The following is a 14,818-nucleotide window of genomic DNA, read 5'->3' on the forward strand; positions in this document are numbered from 1 at the left end:
CGAAGTGAGCGTGTCCATCTGTCTGTTCACCGCCGATCTGCGGCTGCGCGACAACCCGGTCCTGACCGCCGCGCTGCGGGACAGCGAGCGGGTGGTGCCGCTGTTCGTCCTCGACGAGGGTGTGCGCGCGGCCGGGTTCGACGCACCCAACCGGATGGCGTTCCTCGCCGACTGTCTGGCCGATCTGGACGCCGGGCTGCGCGAACGCGGCGGACGGCTGGTGCTGCGTTCCGGCGGGGTGGTCGAGGAGGTCTGCTCGGTCGCCGCCCGGTCCGGCGCCCGCGAGGTGCACGTGGCCGGGGGCGCCAGTGCCTACGCGCGGCGGCGCGAGGAACAGCTGCACACGGCCCTCGCCGGACAGGGCCGCACGCTCCGGGTCCACGACGCGGTGGTCACGGTCGTCCCCCCGGGGGCACACGTCCCGCACCAGAAGGACCACTTCGCCGTGTTCACCCCCTACCTCCGGCGCTGGCGGGAGACGGCGGTCCGAAAACCCCTGGGCGCCCCGCGGTCCGTACCGGTTCCCGAGCACATCGCCTCCCTGGACCTGCCCGAACGCCGGGCCGTCACCGGGGTGTCGCCGGGCCTCGCGAAGGGCGGCGAGCGGGAGGCCCGCGGACGCGTCACGTCCTGGCTGCGCGGCTCCCTGGACGCCTACGCCGACCGGAACTCCGACCTCGCGGCCGACGCCACCTCCCGGCTCTCCCCCCATCTGCACTTCGGCACCCTGTCCGCCACCGAACTGGTGCACCGGGCCGACCACCCCACCAACCCCGGCGCCGACGCCTTCGTACGCCAGCTGGCCTGGCGCGACTTCCACCACCAGGTCCTCGCGGCCCGGCCGGACGCGGCCCACACCGACTACCGCCCCCGGCACGACCACTGGCGCCACGCCGAGGCCGAGGCACAGGCCTGGCGGGACGGCCTGACCGGCTATCCGGTGATCGACGCGGCGATGCGCCAGCTGAGTCACGAGGGCTGGATGCCGGGCCGGGCACGCATGCTGACCGCGAGCTTCCTCACCAAGACGCTCTACCTGGACTGGCGCCTGGGCGCCCGGCACTTCCTGGACCTGCTGGTCGACGGGGACGTGGCCAACAACCAGCTCAACTGGCAGTGGATGGCGGGCACCGGCACCGACACCCGCCCCAACCGGGTCCTCAACCCCCTCACCCAGGCCAAACGCCACGACCCGCAGGGCGACTACGTGCGCCGCTGGGTACCCGAGCTCTCCGGCCTGGAAGGCGCCACGATCCACCAGCCCTGGAAACTCCCACCCCCGGAACGAGCCCGCTACGCCTACCCGGCCCCCCTGGTGGAACTCCCCGACGCCCTGGCCAGATTCAAACGGGCCCGCGACCAGCGGTGACACGGCATACCCCCGCCGTACCCCGGAAACCGGAAAACCCCAGGTCAGAAATGTCCGACCTGGGGTTTCTCCGAGCCGCCTTCGGGATTCGAACCCGAGACCTACGCATTACGAGTGCGTTGCTCTGGCCAACTGAGCTAAGGCGGCGCGCCCTGTCGCACCATGGTGCGATCAGCAGCGACGCCAAGTCTACACAGTTTCGGCAGGTGCTCCGTACCGGGCACCCCCGGGGCCATCAGCGCAGGTCAGACGGATCGGGCGGGTCAGGTGCACTTCTTGCCGTCGGTGGGCGGGGTGCCCTCCAGGAGGTAGGTGTTGATCGCCGTGTCGATGCAGTCGCTGCCGCGGCCGTACGCCGTGTGGCCGTCACCCTCGTAGGTGAGGAGGGTGCCGGAGGAGAGCTGGCCGGCGAGGGACCGCGCCCACTTGTAGGGGGTGGCCGGGTCGCGGGTGGTGCCGACCACGACGATCGGGTCGGCGCCCTTCGCCTCGGTGCGGTGCGGGGAGCCCGTGGCCTTCGTCGGCCAGTAGGCGCAGTTCAGGGACGCCCAGGCGAAGCCGCGGCCGAAGACCGGGGACGCCTTCTCGAAGCTGGGGACGGCCTCGCGCACCGCGTCCGGACCGTCGAAGGCGGGCGGCAGATCGAGACAGTTCACGGCGGCGTTGGCGTACATCAGGTTGGCGTACTCACCGTTCGGCTCGCGCTCGTAGTAGCTGTCGGCGAGCGCCAGGAGCCCGGCGCCGTCGCCGCGCCGGGCCCCCGCCAGGGCCTCGCGGAGCTGCGGCCAGGCCGTCTCGTCGTACATGGCGGCGATCACACCGGTGGTGGCCAGGGACTCACCCAGGTCGCGGCTCTCCCCCGTCGGGACCGGCTCGGCGTCCAGGTCCGTGAAGAGCTTCTTGAGGGCGGTGGCCGCGTCCGCGGTGGACGTGGTGCCCAGCGGGCAGTCCGTCTTCTTCACGCAGTCGGCGGCGAACGACTGGAACGCCCCCTCGAACCCGGCCGTCTGGTCGCGGTTCATGTCGATGGCCTCAAGAGACGGGTCCATCGCACCGTCCAGGACCAGGCGGCCCGCGCGGGTGGGGAACAGGTCCGCGTACGTCGCACCCAGGAAGGTGCCGTACGAGGCCCCGACGTAGTGCAGCTTCTCGTCGCCGAGCAGGGCGCGCAGCACATCCATGTCGCGGGCCGTCTCGACCGTGGAGACATGCGGAAGGATCTTGCCCGAACGCTTCTCGCAGCCGCCCGCGAACTTCTCGAAGGCGCCGCTGAGCCTGGTGGCCTCGCCGTCGTCGTCGGGCGTCTGGTCGACCTGGGTGAAGGCGTCCATCTCCTTGCCGGTGAGGCATTCGACGGGCTCGCTCCGGGCCACACCGCGCGGGTCGATGGCCACCATGTCGTACCGGGCGCGGACCTGGGCGGGGTAGCCGATCGCCGCGTACCCCTGGAGGTAGCCGACCGCCGAACCGCCGGGGCCGCCCGGATTCACCAGGAGGGAGCCGATCCGCTTGCCCGGGCCGGTGGCCTTCTTGCGGGAGACCGCCAGCTTGATGTCCCCGTCGTCCGGCTTCCCGTAGTCCAGCGGTGCCTTCATCGACGTGCACTGGAAACCCTCGACACCGCAGTCGCGCCAGCTCAGCTTCTGCGTGTAGTACGACGTGAGGCCCTTGGGGGCGGCCGTACCGGTGGCCGAAGCGCTGGAGGTCGAACTGCCGCTGCTACAGCCTGAGACGAGCAGGCCGGCAGTGCCGAGACCGGTGGCGAGGGTGCGGAGCAGGCGCCTGGTGTTCATCCTGGGAGCGTAGTCGCCGGGTGACGACTCGTCCGATTCCCTGCTCAATCGGGTGAACGGTTGCGAAGGCCCCGGACCGGAGCCGCACATGCGCCTCAGCCCGCCCGCAGCGACATCGTCATCGCCTCCACCGCGAGCAGCGGCGCCACATTGCGGTCCAGCGCCCTGCGGCAGGCGATCACCGCCTCGATCCTGCGCAGCGTGTGCGCCGGGGCCGACGACTCCGCGATCCGGTCGAGGCTGTCGCGTACATCGGCGTTGGCGATGGCGATCTGTGAGCCGAGCTGGAGCGCCAGCACATCGCGGTAGAACCCGGTCAGTTCGGTGAGCGCCAGATCCAGGCTGTCGCGCTGCGTACGCGTCTTGCGGCGCTTCTGCTTGTCCTCCAGGTCCTTCATCACGCCCGCGGTACCGCGCGGCATCCGGCCCCCGGCGACCGCGCCGAGCGCCGCCTTCATGTCCTCGGTCTCCTTGACGTCGACCTCCTCCGCCATCTGCTTGGCGTCGTCGGTGGCCGTGTCGATCAGCTCCTGGGCCGCCTTGAGACAGCCGCCGACGTCGGCGACCCGCAGCGGCACCTTGAGCACGGCGGCACGCCGCGCGCGGGCCCGCTCGTCCGTGGCCAGGCGGCGCGCCCGGCCGATGTGCCCCTGGGTGGCGCGGGCCGCCGCATGGGCCCGCTCCGGGTCGATGCCGTCCCGCCGGATCAGTACGTCGGCGACGGCCTCGACCGGCGGCGTGCGCAGGGTGAGGTGGCGGCAGCGGGACCGGATCGTGGGCAGGACGTCTTCGAGGGAGGGCGCGCACAGCATCCAGACCGTGCGGGGCGCGGGCTCCTCGACCGCCTTCAGCAGCACGTTCCCCGCCCCCTCGGTGAGGCGGTCGGCGTCCTCCATGACGATGACCTGCCACCGGCCCACGGCCGGGGAGAGCTGGGCCCGGCGGACCAGCTCGCGGGTGTCCTTCACGCCGATGGAGAGCAGGTCCGTACGGATGACTTCGACATCGGCGTGCGTACCGATCAGGCTGGTGTGGCAGCCGTCGCAGAAACCGCAGCCGGGCTCCCCGCCCAGGGCCCGGTCCGGGCTGGTGCACTGGAGCGCGGCGGCGAAGGCGCGGGCGGCGGTGGACCGCCCGGAGCCCGGCGGTCCGGTGAACAGCCAGGCGTGGGTCATCTTCGAACCCGGGGGCACGGGCTGACCCGCGGAATGGGCGGTGACCAGCGCATCGGCGTCCTTGGCGGCGGCACCGAGCTGTTCCTGCACTCGGTCCTGTCCGACCAGGTCGTCCCATACGGTCATGGGTCACCGCCCTTCCGGTGGTGTCGTGCGGTGGTGTCGTGCGGGGTGGCGGGGCCGCGGCGCCATCATGCGGCGCCGCGGGAGGCGTCCCGTCCCTTCCCATTGTGGGGGAAGGGACCGACAGTCCGGCCCGCCCGACGGCCGACGGGCGGGCCCGCCCCGTCAGCCGACGGTCCCGCCCGCCCCGTCAGCCGCGCGGCCGACGGCCCCGGCGCGACGTGCCCGGGTCCTCTTCGTGCTCGCCGAGCAGTTCGTCGGCGAGGGAGGGCAGATCGTCCAGCGGGGTCTCCTCCGCCCAGTCCGGCCGGGGCCGGTTGCGCCGGCCCTGTTCCGGCTGGTCGCGGGCGGCCTGCGGGTCGTCGCTGATCTGCGGCAGTTCGCGGGTGCGTTCGTTCTCGCTCTCCGCCGCGGACGGGCGCTCGTCCCGGAAGATGCCCGGCGGCACCCGGTCGGCGGGCTCCTCGCCGCGGACGGGCGGAAGGACAGCCGTCTCCTCCGCGTCCCGCACCGGACGGTGGCCGGAACGCCCCGCGGCCGGGTCGGTGACCCTGGGCAGCATGGCCGTCTCCTCGTTGTCCGAGGCCGGGCGGTCGGACCGGGCCCGGCCGGACGACGAGCCGCCGTCGGCCGGGCGGTCGGTCGGCTGCGCCTTCGGGACCGGCTGCGTCACCTCGTTCGGGTTCACGATCGGCGTCGGCACCGTCAGCTCGTTGTCCGGTACGGACGGGGTCGCAGGGGCCTCGGCACGGGAAGCAGCCTCGGCACGGGAAGCCTCCTCCGCCCGTGAAGCCTCCTCCGCCCGCGAAGCCGCCTCGGCCCGCGAAGCGGCTGCGGCCCGCGCGGCCTCGGCACGTGCGGCTTCGGCACGCGCCACCTCCATGCGTTCGGCCTCGGCGCGCGCCGCCTCCGTACGGACCGCGGCGGCGGCCTCCGCCTGGCGCCGGGCCTCCTCGGCCCGCATCAGCGCCTCTTCCGCCTTGCGCTGCTTCTCCAGGCGCCGCTCCTCCGCCTCCTTGCGCAGCCGGGCCTCTTCCGCGGCCTGCCTGCGGAGGCGTTCCTGCTCGGCCTCGCGCGCCTTCTCCTCGGCTTCGAGCCGCAGCCGGTCCTCCTCGGCGCGACGGCGGGCCTCCTCGGCGCGCTGCCGGGCCTCCTCGGCCTGGCGTTCGGCCTCGCGCTGCCGGGCCTCCTCCAGCTCGCGGCGCTTGCGCTCCTCCTCCTCGGCACGGAGCTTGGCGAGCTGCTCTTGGCGCTCGCGCTCCAGCCGCTCCTCCTCCGCCTTGCGGGCAGCCTCTTCCTCGGCCTTGCGCCGGGCCTCTTCCTCGGCCTCGCGGCGGGCCTTCGCCTGCGCCTCGATCTCGGCCTCGGAGAGCGGAAGGAGCTGGTCGAGCCGGTGGCGTACGACCGTGGTGATCGCTTCCGGCTCCTGGCCGGCGTCCACCACCAGATAGCGGGACGGGTCGGCCGCCGCGAGGGTGAGGAAGCCGGAACGCACCCGGGCGTGGAACTCCGGCGGCTCGGACTCCAGCCGGTCCGGAGCCTCGGTGAAGCGTTCCCGCGCGGTCTCCGGGTCGACGTCCAGCAGCACGGTCAGATGCGGTACGAGGCCGCTCGTCGCCCACCGGGAGATCCGGGCGATCTCGGTCGGGGCCAGATCGCGGCCCGCACCCTGGTAGGCGACGGACGAGTCGATGTAGCGGTCGGAGAGGACGATCGCGCCCCGCTCCAGCGCCGGACGGACGACGGAGTCGACGTGCTCGGCCCGGTCGGCGGCGTACAGCAGCGCCTCGGCCCGGTTGGAGAGCCCGGCGGAGGACACGTCGAGCAGGATCGAACGCAGCCGCTTGCCGACCGGGGTGGCGCCCGGCTCACGGGTCACGACGACCTCGTGGCCCTTGGCCCGGATCCACTCGGCGAGCGCCTCCACCTGGGTGGACTTTCCGGCCCCGTCGCCGCCCTCCAGGGCGAGGAAGAAGCCGGTGGCCGCGGGCGCGACCGCCGGGTCGCCCCCGCGCAGCGCCTCCCGCAGGTCGCGGCGGAGCGGTACGCCCGCACGGTCGTCCGTCCTGGCCAGGACGATCGCGGCGACGGGCAGCAGCAGCGCGCCGAACAGCATCAGGACGAAGGCCGCTCCGCCATGGGCGAAGACGAAGTCGCCGGAGCCCAGGCGGTGCCGGCCGATGGCGGCGGCGAGCAGCGGTCCCCCGACGGCGCCGAGGGCGACGAGCACCCGGACGACGGCCTGGAGGTGCTCGGTGGTCCTGGCGCGCCGGGGCTCCTCGGTCTCCTGGTCCACCAGTGCGTGGCCGGTGTTCGCGGCGACTCCGGCGGTGTAGCCGGCGAGCAGCGCGATCATCAGCCCGGTCGCGGTGTCGGGCACCAGTCCGAGCGCGAGGAGCGCGATGCCGGTGACGGCGGTGGCGAGGGCCAGCAGCCGGCGCCGCGACAGGGTGGGCAGCACCTTCTGCGCGGTACGGATACCGAGTGCGGTGCCGCCGGTCAGCGCGAGGATCAGCAGCGCGAACGTGGCGGGTCCGCCACCCAGGTCGGCCGCGTGCAGCACGGAGACGGCGGCGGCCGCGGCGATCGCCCCGGCGACGGCGGCGCAGGCGCCGACGACCAGCGGGAGGGACCCGGTGCGGCCCTTTTCGGGGCCGTTGCCATAGGTCGGCCTGCGCAGACCCTCCAGCGGCGAGCGCGGGCGGGGCGTCGGGGTGGCGGGCAGTTCGAGGAAGTACAGCGTGGAGATCGAGGCGGAGAAGAGCCCGGCCGCGATGTACGAGCCGAGGGCCGCCTGGTGGAAGGAGAACCACTCAAGGCCGGAGCCGAGCAGATTGCCGATCAGCGTGGCGACCAGCAGGACCACCGCGGCGGCGGGTACGGCCAGGAAGTTCGTCCGCAGGGAGAGCCGGCGCAGCGCGTCGAGGCGGTCGGGCAGCGGACGTACGGCGGCGCCTTCGAGCGGCGGGGCGGGCAGCAGCGCGGGGGCCGCGCTCTCCTTGGCCACCGTCCACAGCCGCTCGGCGACACCGGTCACGAAGACGGTGATCAGGATCATCAGGAGCGCCTGGTCGGGTGCCCAGTCGATCCACAGCGGGGCGACGACCAGCAGCGCGAGCCGCAGCCCGTCCGTCCCGATCATCAGCCAGCGCCGGTCCAGCGGCCCGCCGGGCGCCGTGAGCGACGTCAACGGCCCCAGGAGTACGGCTCCGAAGAGCAGGGTGGAAATAATCCGGGCACCGAACACGGCGGCGACGGCAAAGGCCGCCCCGCGGTATCCGGCTCCGAATGAGCCCTCCAGGACCGCCGCTTGCAGCGACAACAACACCAGCACGAGAAGGGCGAGTGCATCGCCGATACTTCCGACGAGCTGGGCGCTCCACAACCGCTTCAGCGGAGGAATACGCAACAGGGCTCGTACGGCGCGCTCGCGTGAGTCTGCGGCAAGTGTGTCGGAGGTGGGGCTCACGACCGTTGGCTGCTCGGCTCGCGTCATCCGCCCAGCCTATCGGCAGCGGCACGGTGGCCGTCGGCCCCGTCCGAACATATGGTCGCCGAGCGCGCGGCGGCGGACGTGCGGCCACCGAAGAGCCGCCGCCGAGCAGCGGGACAGGACGGGTCAAGCCGGGACATGACTCCGCCCGGTGCCTGGAGAGGCACCGGGCGTGAGCCGACGGTCCGCGCGCCCGCACAAGGCATCCGACCTCGACGGGCAGAACGTTCGGCGTATCAGTCCCCGACCGGTAAGTCTCCCCACCGGTCAGCCCCCGACCGGTCAGTCCCCCAACCGGTCGAACCCCGCCCGGCCGAACCCTGACGGGTGGGACCCCCGACGGGTGGGCCCCCGACGGGTCAGTCCTTGACAGTCGAACCGGAAGCGGCGGTCTTCTTCGCCGCCGTCTTCGTGGTCGTGGCCTTCTTGGCCGTCGTGGTCTTCTTCGCGGCGGTCTTCTTGGCTGTCGTGGTCTTGGCCGCCGTGGTCTTCGCGGCCGTCTTCTTGGCCGTCGCCTTCTTGGCCGGGGCCTTCTTCGCAGGGGCCTTCTTCGCCGTCTTCTTCTTGGCGGGTCCCTTGGCGCGCTTCTCGGCGAGGAGCTCGTAGCCGCGCTCCGGCGTGATGTCCTCGACGCTGTCGTCGGTCCGCAGCGTCGCGTTCGTCTCGCCGTCGGTGACGTACGCGCCGAAGCGGCCGTCCTTCACGACCACCGGCGCCCCGCTCACCGGGTCCGTGCCCAGTTCCTTCAGCGGCGGCTTGGCCGCGGCGCGGCCCCGCTGCTTGGGCTGGGCGTAGATCGCGAGGGCCTCGTCGAGCGTGATGTCGAACAGCTGGTCCTCGGAGGTCAGCGAACGCGAGTCCGTGCCCTTCTTCAGATACGGACCGTAGCGGCCGTTCTGCGCGGTGATCTCGACGCCCTCGGCGTCCTCGCCGACGACGCGCGGCAGCGACATCAGCTTGAGCGCGTCGGCCAGCGTCACCGTGTCCAGCGACATGGACTTGAAGAGCGAGGCGGTCCGCGGCTTCACCGCGTTCTTCCCGGTCTTCGGCGTGCCCTCGGGCAGTACCTCGGTGACGTACGGGCCGTAGCGCCCGTCCTTGGCGATGATCTGGTTCCCGCTCACCGGGTCCGCGCCGAGCTCGAAGTCGCCGCTGGGCTTGGCCAGCAGCTCCTCCGCCAGCTCCACGGTCAGCTCGTCGGGTGCCAGGTCCTCGGGCACGTCGGCGCGCTGGTGGCCCTCGGAGTCCTTCTCGCCGCGCTCGATGTACGGGCCGTACCGGCCGACCCGGAGCTTGATGTCGTTGCCGACCGGGAACGAGGAGATCTCCCGGGCGTCGATGGCGCCGAGGTCGGTGACCAGTTCCTTCAGGCCGCCGAGGTGGTCGCCGTCGCCGTTGCCCGCGTCGGACGCCGCACCGGCACCGGCCGTGTCATCACCGGGGACCGCGCCGAAGTAGAAACGCTTCAGCCACGGCACGGACTGGGCCTCGCCCCGCGCGATGCGGTCGAGGTCGTCCTCCATGCGGGCGGTGAAGTCGTAGTCGACGAGCCGGCCGAAGTGCTTCTCCAGCAGGTTGACCACGGCGAAGGAGAGGAAGGACGGGACGAGCGCCGTGCCCTTCTTGAAGACGTAGCCGCGGTCGAGGATCGTCCCGATGATCGAGGCGTACGTCGACGGACGGCCGATCTCGCGCTCTTCGAGCTCCTTGACCAGCGAGGCCTCGGTGTAACGGGCCGGGGGCTTCGTGGCGTGACCGTCGACCGAGATCTCCTCGGCGGACAGCGCGTCGCCCTCGCCGACCTGCGGCAGGCGCCGCTCACGGTCGTCGAGCTCGGCGTTCGGGTCGTCGGCGCCTTCGACGTACGCCTTCATGAAGCCGTGGAAGGTGATCGTCTTGCCGGAGGCGGAGAACTCGGCGTCCCGGCCGTCGCTCGCCCGGCCGCCGATCTTGACGGTGACGGAGTTGCCGACCGCGTCCTTCATCTGGGAGGCGACGGTCCGCTTCCAGATCAGCTCGTAGAGCCGGAACTGGTCGCCGGTGAGCCCGGTCTCGGCGGGCGTACGGAAGCGATCGCCGGAGGGGCGGATCGCCTCGTGCGCCTCCTGCGCGTTCTTGACCTTGCCGGCGTACGTACGCGGCTTGTCGGGCAGGTAGCTCGCCCCGTACAGCTGCGTGACCTGGGCGCGGGCCGCGGAGATCGCGGTCTCCGAGAGCGTCGTGGAGTCGGTACGCATGTAGGTGATGAAGCCGTTCTCGTACAGCTTCTGCGCGACCTGCATGGTGGCCTTGGCCCCGAAGCCCAGCTTGCGGCTCGCCTCCTGCTGGAGGGTCGTCGTACGGAAGGGCGCGTACGGGGAGCGGCGGTACGGCTTCGACTCGACGGACCGGACCGCGAACGTGGAGTCGGCGAGCGCGGCGGCCAGGGCGCGGGCGTTCGTCTCGTCCAGGTGCAGCGTCTGGCCGGAGGCGGACTTGAGCTGCCCGTCCGGACCGAAGTCGCGGCCCTGGGCGATCCGGCGGCCGTCGACCGCGCTGAGCCGGGCGGTGAGGGTCGACGGGTCGGACGCGTCACCGGCTCGGCCGGTGGAGAAGGTGCCGGTCAGGTCCCAGTACTCGGCGGAGCGGAAGGCGATGCGCTCGCGCTCCCGCTCGACGACGAGGCGGGTGGCGACCGACTGGACACGGCCCGCCGAGAGCTTCGGCATGACCTTCTTCCACAGGACCGGCGAGACCTCGTAGCCGTAGAGGCGGTCGAGGATACGGCGGGTCTCCTGGGCGTCGACCATGCGCTGATTGAGCTCGCGCGGGTTGGCGACGGCGGCCCGGATCGCGTCCTTGGTGATCTCGTGGAAGACCATCCGGTGGACCGGGACCTTGGGCTTCAGGACTTCCTGGAGGTGCCACGCGATGGCTTCGCCCTCGCGGTCCTCATCGGTGGCGAGGAAGAGTTCGTCGGACTCGGCAAGAAGCTGCTTCAGCTTCCTGACCTGGGCCTTCTTGTCGGCATTGACAACATAGATGGGCTGGAAGTCGTTCTCGACATCCACGCCGAGACGACGCACCTCGCCGGTGTACTCGTCCGGCACCTCGGCGGCGCCGTTCGGCAGGTCACGGATGTGCCCGACGCTCGCCTCGACGACGTATCCGGGGCCGAGATAGCCCTTGATCGTCTTCGCCTTGGCAGGCGACTCGACGATGACGAGTCGGCGGCCGCCCTGTGCGGTCTCGCTGGTCGGGGACAACTTCGCTCTTCTCTCCGGTCGACACTCGGTGGGCATCCGGGCAGCGCCGTGACGCTGCCCGCGGTGCTGTCGCTGCGGAGTGTGACGGTACAACCCGCCCCCGTGTCAAACGGCAAAAGCCCGCAACGGCCACTCGAACGGTAACCCGACTTCCGCCATTCCTGCCGCCCGGACCGTCCGGTCCGCGCCGTCATGGCCTGCGGCCTGCGGATTTCCGGATGCCCTCGGGCCGCCCGTGGGCGGCGGGCCCACCGGGTGTCCGGCCCTGCGGGGAACGAGGATCAGATGAGCGCGAAACACCACAGGCCGAGGCCGAGGAAAACCACGCCGAAGAGTGTGGCGAGGGCGGTGGAAGCGACGGGGCTCACACCGTGCGCCACCGGCGCGCGGTGAAGAGCACGCGCCCCCGTCCAGACCAGAAGGGCAGTGCCGAACAGTGCGAAGGCCGCACCGGCGAAGACCGCTGAGACGCTCTCCATGTCGTACCCCTCAACCCGTCGCGAACCTGTGGTGATGAACCCGTCCGGCAGTGACCGCCCGGCAGGGGGAGGCTGCCACGCCGGGGCATCGCCGACACGAACCCCGGGTGAACAGCACTCCCCCGGCGGCAACGGCCGCGTCGGCCCCCTGCCCGATGCCCGCCCGATGCCCGCGCGGGGCTCCTGCGGAGGCCCCCGGAAGGGCCGGGACCGGAATCAGCGGACCGAGCGGGAGAAAGGCGGTGGCGCGTGTGAAGAGGCTGGTGAGAAGGCCGTTGCGTACGTAGGGCGGGGCCGGGCCATGCCGGAGCGGAGCCCAGCGGCGGGGAACGGCGGCCGGGACAACGGCGGGCCGCCCACGGGTGCGGCAGCGGGTCCTGCAACGGGTCCGGTCACGGGTCCGGCAAGTCCGGCCGCCGGTCCGGTCACGGGTCCGGTCACGGGTCCGGCCGCCCGTCCGGTCACAGGTCCGGTCACAGGTCCGGTCACAGATCCGGCCACGGGTGCCCGGAAGGGTCGGGGTACCGGGATCCGGGCCCCGGCAACAGCCCTCGCCCGCCCGCCCGGTGGTCGGCGTCGTCCGGCCTCGGGCCCCGCCACCCGGCCTCACGCCGTCACCCGGCCGAGGGCATCACCGGCTCCAGGAAGCCCTCCTCGACCAGCAGCCGGATCGCCTGCGGGGTCCGGTCGCGCAGCAGCACCGGGTCCTCGGACATCAACTGGGCGATGGCGTCCAGAATCCGGCCCGCGGGCAGCGAACCGTCGCACACGCCCGCGAACCCCGCGGCGACCGCGTCCACCTTCGTCGCCCGCATCATCCCTCGGTGCTGGCGCAGCACCACATGCTCGGGGTCCTCGGCGCCGGGCATCCCGACCTGCTCCTGCACGACCTCCGCGGCCAGGGTGAAGTGCCCGGCCAGCAGGGCCGCGTCGTCCTGCTCCCGGAGGTAGTCCTGACGGGCGAAGTGGTCCAGGACGGCCGGTCCGAGCGGCTGCTCCACCGCGTGCGGCCACTCCTCGACCACGATCGACGGATTCCCGGCGACGGCCGCGGCGGACTTCCGCAGGGTGATCCAGCCGAAGCCGACGGCCCGGGTCCGGCGGGCCTCGAACTCGTCCAGCCACGCCTCGTAACGGGCGGCGTACTCGGCCGGGTCCGTGCGGTGGTCGCCGCTGTCGCGCAGCCACAGCTCCGCGTACTGCGTGACGTCCTGCACCTCACGCTGCACGATCCAGGCATCGCAGCCCTGCGGCACCCAGGAACGCAGCCGGTCCTGCCACTCCTCGCCTTCCACGTGCTGCCAGTTGGCGAGGAACTGGGCGTAGCCGCCCTCGTTCAGCCGGTCGCCGGAATCGCGCACCAGGGTCCGGCACAGGTCGTCGCCGCCCATGCCGCCGTCGCGGTAGGTGAGGCGGGCGCCGGGGGAGATGACGAACGGCGGGTTGGAGACGATCAGGTCGAAGGTCTCGGTGCCGACCGGCTCGAACAGGGAGCCCTCGCGCAGGTCGGCCGGGGCGGCACCGGACAGGGCGAGGGTGAGCCGGGTGAAGTCGAGGGCGCGCGGGTTGAGGTCGGTGGCGGTGACCCGGGTGGCGTGCTGGGCGGCGTGCAGCGCCTGGATACCGGAGCCCGTACCGAGGTCGAGGGCGGTGGCGACCGGCGTACGGACGGTGATCCCGGCGAGCGTGGTGGACGCTCCGCCGACGCCCAGGACGACCCCCTCCTCGTGCGAGCCGATGCCGCCCGCGCCGCCGACCGCGCAGCCGAGATCGGAGACGATGAACCAGTCCTGGCCATCGGGCCCGCTGTACGGCCGGATGTCGACGGTGGCCCGGACCAGGCCGTCCTGTCGCCTCAGCCAGCCGTCCTCGACGCACTCCTCCAGGGGAAGCGCGGCACGGGCCCGCTCGTGCGGGACGGAGTGCTGAAGAAGAAACAGCCGCACCAGCGTGTCGAGCGGTGTTTCGCCCCGGGTGGCCCGCAGGGCGGGGACCGTCTCGCTGCGGGCGAGCGCGGCGTACGCGGGCGCACCGAGCAGTTCGAGGAGCCCGTCGGCGGTGAACGCGGCGGCGAGCAGGGCCTCACGGAGGCCGGGGATACGGTCGGGCGCGGGAAGGCTGGTCGTACTCACCCGCCCATTGTGTCCGCTCCCACCGACAACGGCAGCGGCCCGGCCACCCGCAGGGGGCGTCCGGGCCGTACCGTGCGACCTCGGGTCAGGCCTTCTTGCTGGCCGAGGGGGTGGGCGACGCGGGCTCGGACGCCGGGGGAGCCGCGGCCGGCGGCGCCGAAGCCGTCGGCTTCTGGCAGCCCTTCTGCTTGGCCATCGCGGTGCCGACATCGCCGGACTGAAGCTTCTTCAGTGCCTGGTCACCGTTGGTGCTGATCTTGTTCAGCTCGTCGGCGATGCCCTTCAGACCGTCGGCGAACTTCGCCTGGTCCTTCGTGTCGAGGGCATCGACCTTGGTCTTCAGGCCGGCGTAGGCCACGGAGGAGGCGTTGAGCTCCTTCACGGCCTCCTTCTGCGTGGTCTCGCCGTCGTCGACCGGCGGCGCGCCTGCCGAGTCCACGGCCGTGCCCAGCGCCTTGTACGCCTGCGAGATCTGCTGGAAGGCGGCGGAGTCGGTCTTCTGGACATCCGCGGGCTTGCTGTTGTCCGCGGTCTGCTGCTGGATGGCCGCGTTGGCGTTCGCGATCTTCTGCAGCTGGGGCTGCACCTGGTCGCAGACGTCCTTGGCCCAGTCGTTCACCTTGTTGTCGCTGTCGTCGCTGCAGCCCGACAGCGTCAGTACGAGTACCGCACCGCCGGACAGTGCGGCAGCAAGCTTCTTGTTCACCGGATTGGTCCCTTCCAAGGCTCTCGGCCCCGGAACTTACACGCCAAGTGGGCGACATCCGGGTGCCGGGCATCCGATGTACATGCTTTTGCAGCCATTTGCACCAAGGGAAATGAGGGAGATACAACTCACCTACGCGCTCGGCCACTCGTACGGACACTCACCCGGCCGACTGACCCTGCGGCTTCCGGCCGACCCGAGATCACGGCCCCAAGACCCCACGGGCAAACGGGCACACGGGCACACAGGCACACGGGCGCGAAGACGGACAGGGGCGGACATCGGGACGGGCCTGGGGGGTGG

At 72.2% G+C, this 14,818-nt stretch carries 8 protein-coding genes and 1 tRNA gene; 1 reads left to right on the forward strand and 8 read right to left on the reverse strand.

From position 1 onward, the window contains the following. Positions 1–4 precede the first annotated feature (4 nt). The gene (locus OG251_RS17675; protein ID WP_326678098.1) at positions 5–1,369 is read left to right on the forward strand and encodes a cryptochrome/photolyase family protein; all 1,365 of its coding nucleotides are present in this window, start codon (positions 5–7) and stop codon (positions 1,367–1,369) included. A 73-nt stretch (positions 1,370–1,442) separates the two neighbouring features. On the opposite strand, the gene OG251_RS17680 is transcribed toward OG251_RS17675, so the two are convergent. The 8 genes from OG251_RS17680 to OG251_RS17715 all read right to left on the reverse strand — a co-directional run bounded on the left by OG251_RS17680 (position 1,443) and on the right by OG251_RS17715 (position 14,515). Further along, positions 1,443–1,516: transfer RNA gene (locus tag OG251_RS17680), tRNA-Thr, on the reverse strand. Between the two features lie 116 nt (positions 1,517–1,632). After that, on the reverse strand, positions 1,633–3,162 hold the full coding sequence (locus tag OG251_RS17685; RefSeq protein WP_326678099.1) for an alpha/beta hydrolase: 1,530 nt from the start codon (positions 3,160–3,162) through the stop codon (positions 1,633–1,635). Between the two features lie 95 nt (positions 3,163–3,257). Beyond that, positions 3,258–4,463, reverse strand: a complete 1,206-nt coding sequence (locus tag OG251_RS17690; RefSeq protein WP_326678100.1) for a DNA polymerase III subunit delta' — start codon at positions 4,461–4,463, stop codon at positions 3,258–3,260. Between the two features lie 187 nt (positions 4,464–4,650). After that, entirely contained in the window at positions 4,651–7,956 is a 3,306-nt protein-coding gene (gene tmk, locus OG251_RS17695; RefSeq protein ID WP_326678101.1) for a dTMP kinase, read from the reverse strand. A 356-nt stretch (positions 7,957–8,312) separates the two neighbouring features. Next, complete coding sequence (gene topA / locus OG251_RS17700; protein WP_326678102.1) at positions 8,313–11,198, reverse strand: type I DNA topoisomerase; 2,886 nt, start codon at positions 11,196–11,198, stop codon at positions 8,313–8,315. A 281-nt stretch (positions 11,199–11,479) separates the two neighbouring features. Continuing rightward, entirely contained in the window at positions 11,480–11,677 is a 198-nt protein-coding gene (locus OG251_RS17705) for a hypothetical protein (protein ID WP_326678103.1), read from the reverse strand. 614 nt (positions 11,678–12,291) lie between these two features. Then, positions 12,292–13,809: a DUF7059 domain-containing protein gene (locus tag OG251_RS17710; protein WP_326678104.1), complete on the reverse strand. Its 1,518-nt coding sequence runs from the start codon at positions 13,807–13,809 to the stop codon at positions 12,292–12,294. Between the two features lie 85 nt (positions 13,810–13,894). After that, positions 13,895–14,515, reverse strand: a complete 621-nt coding sequence (locus OG251_RS17715; RefSeq protein WP_326678105.1) for a small secreted protein — start codon at positions 14,513–14,515, stop codon at positions 13,895–13,897. Positions 14,516–14,818 lie beyond the last annotated feature (303 nt).

This window comes from Streptomyces sp. NBC_01237 (genome assembly GCF_035917275.1).
Taxonomy (GTDB): domain Bacteria; phylum Actinomycetota; class Actinomycetes; order Streptomycetales; family Streptomycetaceae; genus Streptomyces.